This window comes from Flavobacterium sp. A45, assembly GCF_002001005.1.
GTDB lineage: Bacteria > Bacteroidota > Bacteroidia > Flavobacteriales > Flavobacteriaceae > Flavobacterium.
In genome coordinates, this window is the sequence record NZ_MUNX01000075.1 from 105,567 (window position 1) to 112,147 (window position 6,581).

Below are 6,581 nucleotides of genomic sequence, written 5' to 3' on the forward strand. Positions count from 1 at the left end.
TTACTTATATGAAAATTAGTTATTTAATACTCTTTGGAGGGTTTTTCATTGGTATTTCCTCCATCAATGCCCAAGACAAAACCAGTTTAAAGCTAGAAGAAGCTATACAATTGGCTTGGACAAAAAGTAATGAGGTTTCACTGGCGAATACCAAAGTAGAAACCAAAAAACAGGAACTGCAATCGGTAAAGAATACGCAGTATCCTGATTTAAAACTTACCGGACAATTTCTTCAGTTAACTGAACCAACGGTTAGCTTAGAAGTTAATGCAGGATCGGCAGCATTTCCCGTACCAGACAGAATGCTTATTGGTCAAGCTAGCTTGAAAATTCCTGTATTTGCAGGAATGAAAATCCAAAATGGCATCAAGCTTCAGGATAATTTATTCCAAGCCGAAAATGCAATGGCATCCAAAACCAAAGAGGATGTGGCCATGAGAGTAATTGACTATTATGCCAATTTGTATAAAACGCAAAGAACAATTGAATTATTGAAGGAAAATCAAAAAAGCGCCCAACAGCGTGTTACTGATTTCATTGCTTTGGAAAAAAACGGAATCATTCCTCGAAATGATTTATTAAAATCCCAGCTTCAAGTTTCGAAAATTCAATTGTCTCTTGATGAAGCTTTGAATAATGAAAAAATAATAAATTACTATTTGGTTACTTTACTAAAACTGCCTTCAGAAACAAAATTAGCGGTAACAGAAAGTGATCTGATTAGCTTTTCTGCTAATTCAGTTCCTACAGATGAACAACCGGCATTTCAAAATCGTAAAGATCTTGAAGCACTGCAATTTCAAGAAAAAGCAACTCAAGACAATATTAAAATAGCCAAAGGAGATTATTATCCTAATATAGCTTTGACTGGCGGATATGCAGCCTTGAACCTAAACAATGTTATAACATTAGAAAATGCAATGTTTATTGGTGTTGGGGTATCTTATGATGTCAGCGGAATTCTAAAAAATGGAACTCAGGTAAAAATTGCCGAAAGTAAAGCACTTGAAGTAAAAAACACCGAAGAACTTTTAAAAGACAATATTAAAGTTCAGGTACAGCAGGCGATTACCAATTATGATTTGGCCATAAAACAAAATACCGTTTACAAAGAAGCTGTTGAGCAGGCTGTTGAAAACTACCGAATCGTAAAAGACAAATACGACAACGGACTTTCGGATACCAATGATTTACTGGAAGCCGACGTAGAGCAACTGAAATCCAAAATAAGCGAAACCATTGCCAGAGTGGATGTAATTCAAAAATACTACGAATTACTTTCGGCTACCGGACAACTATCACAAACCTTCAACCTTTCAAAAATATAACCACTACCAATATCATGGAAAAGAAAAAAACAAACGCCAAATTCATAATAATCCTATTGGTTTTAGTCCTTTCAGGAGGAACTTACGGAATCACAAAATACATTCATTCACAAGGACACGAAGAAACGGACGATGCTCAAATAGAGAAAAACATGAACCCGATAATTCCAAGAGTTTCAGGATATATTAGTAAAGTGTATGTAAAAGATAATGATTATGTAAAAAAAGGAGATACTTTATTTACCATTGACAAAAGAGATTACCAATTAAAAATTGAAGAAGCAAATGCTGCTTTTATAGCTGCAGAAGGTGGATTTGAAGTAGCCAAAGAAGATATTGGAAGTGCTATGGCAAGTATTGCTGTTTCAGATGCCAATGTACAATCGGCTGGAGGAAACATTGAAACAGCAAAAATTAGATTGGGAAGAGCTACAAGCGATTATGTTCGTTACGAAAATTTATACAAAAATCACTCGATCACAAAACAGCAATTTGAACAAGCATTGGCTGCCAAACAAGAAGCCGAAAGTCAGGTGCGTATTTTACAGCAGCAGCAAAAAGCAAGCGCTTACCAAAAATCAGTAATTGAAGCTAAATCACGAGTAAGCAATAAACAAACTGAAGTTGCTGCGGCCAACATCAAAAAAGCAAAAGCATTGCTGGAAGTAGCTCAATTGAACTTGACCTACACAGTTGTAACAGCTGCTATTGATGGACAGGTTTCTAAAATTGACATTCAGCCAGGACAGTTGGTACAGCAGGGACAATCTTTATTTTATATCATCAATAACAATGAGGCTTGGGTTGTGGCTAATTTTAAAGAAACCCAATTGAACAGAATGATCATTGGCCAAAAAGTAACGGTAAAAGTAGATGCGTATCCTGACTATGATTTTAAAGGAACATTAACTTCTTTCTCTCCAGCAACCGGATCCCGTTTTTCATTGCTTCCGCCAGATAATGCAACAGGAAACTTTGTAAAAACCATTCAAAGATTACCGGTAAAAATCAGTTTAGATCCAACAAATGATCCTGAGAAAGTAAAATTACTGCGCCCAGGAATGAATGTTGATGTGGATGTTCATTTGAAGTAAATTATTAAACATATAAGTCATATAAGTTTTTAGTTGGTAAAAAATCAAGTAAAACTAATAGTTCATTTAAGTAAGACATTTCAAAGAACGTTGTTAACTTATATTCTCTTTTTTTAATCACTTGTTTGGACAAATTTTTAAAAACTTATATGACTTATATGTTAAAAATTAAGTACTTATTATTTTAGAACATAGCGAATAAATAAAATTCAAAATGGTACAAAACCAAGAAGACGATTTAGTAGAATACGGCATCAACAGGGTCATTATCACGATTACTTGTATAATGTGTGCTTTGCTAGAAATTGTAGATACTACGATTGTAAACGTAGCTCTAAATAATATGCGAGGCAGTCTCGGTGCTACTCTAAACGATGTGGCTTGGGTGATTACCGCGTATGCTATTGCAAACGTGATTATAATCCCAATGACGAGCTGGCTGTCACAGCAATTTGGCCGACGCAATTACTTTGCAACCTCCATTGTTATTTTTACGGTAGCTTCCTTTTTATGTGGAAATGCTACAAATATTTGGGAACTCGTTGCCTTTCGATTCATACAGGGATTGGGCGGAGGCGCCTTATTGGTTACTGCGCAAACCATCATTACCGAAAGTTATCCTGTAGCCAAAAGAGGAATGGCGCAAGCGATTTACGGAATGGGAGTTATTGTTGGGCCAACACTAGGACCGCCTTTGGGAGGTTATATTGTGGATCATTTTTCATGGCCATTCATTTTTTACATCAACATTCCAATCGGTATTATAGCTACTTTACTAACCATTGGTTATGTAAAAAGCCCAAAATACGGAGACAAGCTAAAATCAAACCAAGTCGATTGGTGGGGAATTGCACTCTTGGCCGCTTTCATTGGTTCCTTGCAATTTGTCTTGGAACACGGCCAGCAGGACGATTGGTTCAATGACAGCATGATTGTTACATTAAGCGTAGTTTCTGTCTTTGGATTAGTACTGTTTATATGGCGGGAACTCACTTATAAGCATCCAATTGTAAACCTAAAAGTATTAAAAGACAGCAACCTTAGAATCGGAACCATTATGTCTTTCATCATGGGATTTGGATTGTATGGATCGACATTTATCATTCCAGTATACACCCAATCTCTGTTAGGATGGACAGCTACCGATGCAGGATTATTGTTAATCCCAAGTTCCATTACAACGGGTATTATGATGCCTTTTATAGGCAAAATGATTCAGCGTGGAGTACCACAGGCCTATATGGTTGCAGTAGGATTCCTGGTGTTTTTTCTTTTCACCTTTTTGATGCGTGGTGTAATGACCCCAGACACTGGAGTGGAACACATGTTTTGGCCATTGATTCTTAGAGGTGTTGGTTTGGGACTATTGTTTGTACCAATTACCACTTTATCATTATCTACTCTTAAAGGAAAACATATCGGTGAAGGAGCTGCTTTTACAGGAATGATGCGACAATTGGGAGGTTCTTTCGGTATTGCAATTATTACCACTTACCTCACCAGGCTCAATCAGGAACATCGCGTGAATTTGATTTCCTATCTTGACCAAAGCTCTCTCAAAGTGCAGCAAACTGTGCATCAACTGCAAATGGGTTTTATGTCCAAAGGATATTCTGCCAATGAGGCTTTGTCCAAAGCCTATAAAGTAATCGAAATGAAAGTGATGGCACAAAGTTCTGTATTATCGTTTATGGACATTTTTATGTATCTCGGAATCTTATTCCTGCTTTGCATTCCTTTTATTCTTTTGATCAAAAAAGGAAAAAACAAAATTGATCCGTCTGAGGCGATGCACTAGATTTAAGATTGCAGATTTAAGATTTAAGAAGGCAGAACTCAGATTAAAAATTAGGAGCAGAAAGATAAGGCATTTTCAGCCAACATTGGTCCCGCACACGAGGCTGAAAGCTGAACTGGCGAAGCAATCGGGGCTAAATGAAAATATTTTTCTTTTTGGCCAATATTAAAAAATAAACTCCGAATTTCACTAATCAATAAGTGAGATTCGGAGCTTTTATTTAAAATCTACAAAAATGATTAATTGGCAATTATTAATTTTGTAGTTGAAACTTCATTAGATTTAATGACTTTTACAATGTATTGACCATTTATTAATCCAGCAGTATTGTATCTAAATCGGTTTTCTCCAGAAGTTGCTTCAATGACAAAAGATTTTTCTTCTCTTCCTTGAATGTTGTAAATTTTGACAGTCACTTTTTCATTTACTTCACTACGAAATGAGATATTAAAATCCTCTCTAGCTGGATTCGGGTAAATTCCAATTCGTGCTGGCAGTGATTTACTTTCTTCATCTGAATCAACAAGAATTTTACTCGATTGTGGAGCTATTTTGGCTGTCGCTGAGATATTCAAGGTATAATCTTCGGTTTCTCCATAATTATAAGTACCACAAGACGAAGTTATTGAATTATAACTTACAATAACCCTCATTCTTACTGAGCCAATAACTGCAGTTGATGGCACAGTAATACTAGGATTCAAAGTTGCACTACTGAATATAGAATACACTTCTTCGCCGGAATCCGTAAAAGCACCATTGTTATTGTAATCGATATACACTTTCCAATACAATTTTCTGGTAGCGCTAAAGCCTGGAGTCAAAGTTAATGTTTTGGCAACACCTTTAGTGATTGCCGTAGATTGAGTTGTAAAATTGGCATAACCTCCATTATCATTACTTAAATTATTAATAGTTCCGAAAACCACTTTTTTAATCCATTCACTAGAGGAGCTATTCCCTTTTGAAGCACAATAACTTACTGTAGTTCCTCCAGTTGTAGTAAAAGTAGTTGTCCCTGCAGCAGAAGCTCCTGAAGTACAATTTCCAATAATTTCAACATTATATGCAGTACCTAGTGTAAGTCCCGAAAGTGATACTGATGTAGCAGTAGTATTAGCTAAAGTTGTCCAAGTAGAAGCTGCCACCGTTTTATAACGCACGGTATAGTTTGTGGCAGTTGTTGCAGTCCAAGAAACCGTAGCACTAGTATTCGTAATTGAAGTGGTGGCTATTCCGGAAGGAGTTGCACAGGAACTACCACTTGGAGGTGTTCCGCCAAGAGTTTCAGTCAAAGTACCACTTACCACTTTTATATTTCCCCATGAAATTCCCGTCCCTGATGTCGTTATCCAATTATTCAAATCGAAAGTATTTGATCCAGCTGTATTTCCTGGTATTTTCACAATCTTAACCCCTTTTCCACTATTATTCCAAGTCAAGGGAGTACCAGAGGTAACGGTTTCAGGTGTAGAATTTGATTCAATTTGGTAAAAATATGCGAAACTGGCTGTTGTAGGAGCATAAACCCTAGCGATTCCATTTTGATCTATACAAACTGCTGTTTTTTCATACACTCCAATCCCTTTTGCATTTAATCCAGCTCCTAAGTCTTTCCACATCCTTGCCAAAAAAGCAGTTTGACGACCTCTTCTATCTGGGTTATCGTAATGAGTATCCGTTATGGTATTGGCCAAAATAGGAGAATTCAAAAAGTCGTTTACACCAATAGTCACCCCAGTATTGTAAGGATTCGCCAAAGCTTGGGAAGAGGTAACACTCGAATTGGCCGCACTATAATAAAACTTACCCAAAATGGCACAACCTGCGCTTGTACCTCCTACTGGAACTTTTTTTGTATTTATCAAATAATTGATTGCATCTTCCACTGGAGTGTCTTTCCAATACGACACATAAGTAGCTTGATCTCCACCTGAAATAAACAAAGCTTCAGCATTTCTAATCTTAGTGGCTATTCCAGCAATGCTTGCTTTTGCTCTAGTATCAATAATAATAGTTTCAACCGAATTTACCGTAACCCCTAACTCAGAATACATATAAGTATTGTATCCATCAGTGCCTGCCGAACGCAATACCACTACATCTCCTCCTCCCGACTTTTGCAACATCCATTTGATAGCCTCATCATTATCGGTTCCACCACCCATTAAGCACATCCCTCCACTTGTTGTTGTAGAGACATCAGTTGCACTTCCAACTATCCAACTTGTATAAGTTTGCGCATGGGTTACAATTCCGAAACATAAAAAACACAGGAAACAAAACCAACCTTCTTTAATAAAATAATTTTTCTTCATGATACTTTTGATTTAGTTAAATAATTAACACAATATTATGAAA

At 36.6% G+C, this 6,581-nt stretch carries 4 protein-coding genes; 3 read left to right on the forward strand and 1 reads right to left on the reverse strand.

Translation table 11 applies throughout. From position 1 onward, the window contains the following. Nucleotides 1–8: 8 nt before the first annotated feature. The 3 genes from B0E44_RS08815 (at nt 9) to B0E44_RS08825 (ending at nt 4,220) form a co-directional block, all read left to right on the forward strand. Nucleotides 9–1,328, forward strand: coding sequence for a TolC family protein (locus tag B0E44_RS08815; protein WP_077373171.1), 1,320 nt, complete (start codon nt 9–11; stop codon nt 1,326–1,328). 14 nt (nt 1,329–1,342) lie between these two features. Beyond that, nucleotides 1,343–2,422, forward strand: a complete 1,080-nt coding sequence (locus B0E44_RS08820; RefSeq protein WP_077373174.1) for an HlyD family secretion protein — start codon at nt 1,343–1,345, stop codon at nt 2,420–2,422. A gap of 214 nt (nt 2,423–2,636) precedes the next feature. Beyond that, on the forward strand, nt 2,637–4,220 hold the full coding sequence (locus B0E44_RS08825; RefSeq protein ID WP_077373177.1) for a DHA2 family efflux MFS transporter permease subunit: 1,584 nt from the start codon (nt 2,637–2,639) through the stop codon (nt 4,218–4,220). Nucleotides 4,221–4,459: 239 nt separating this feature from the next. Here the strand turns inward: B0E44_RS08825 and B0E44_RS08830 are convergent, their stop codons facing one another. After that, nucleotides 4,460–6,538, reverse strand: a complete 2,079-nt coding sequence (locus B0E44_RS08830) for a GEVED domain-containing protein (RefSeq protein ID WP_077373180.1) — start codon at nt 6,536–6,538, stop codon at nt 4,460–4,462. Nucleotides 6,539–6,581 lie beyond the last annotated feature (43 nt).

Excerpts from the sequence above, each read along its gene's own strand:
- B0E44_RS08830 (WP_077373180.1), bottom strand. The coding sequence starts at position 6,538 with ATGAAGAAAAATTATTTTATTAAAGAAGGTTGGTTTTGTTTCCTGTGT.
- B0E44_RS08815 (WP_077373171.1), top strand. The coding sequence starts at position 9 with ATGAAAATTAGTTATTTAATACTCTTTGGAGGGTTTTTCATTGGTATT.
- B0E44_RS08820 (WP_077373174.1), top strand. The coding sequence starts at position 1,343 with ATGGAAAAGAAAAAAACAAACGCCAAATTCATAATAATCCTATTGGTT.
- B0E44_RS08825 (WP_077373177.1), top strand. The coding sequence starts at position 2,637 with ATGGTACAAAACCAAGAAGACGATTTAGTAGAATACGGCATCAACAGG.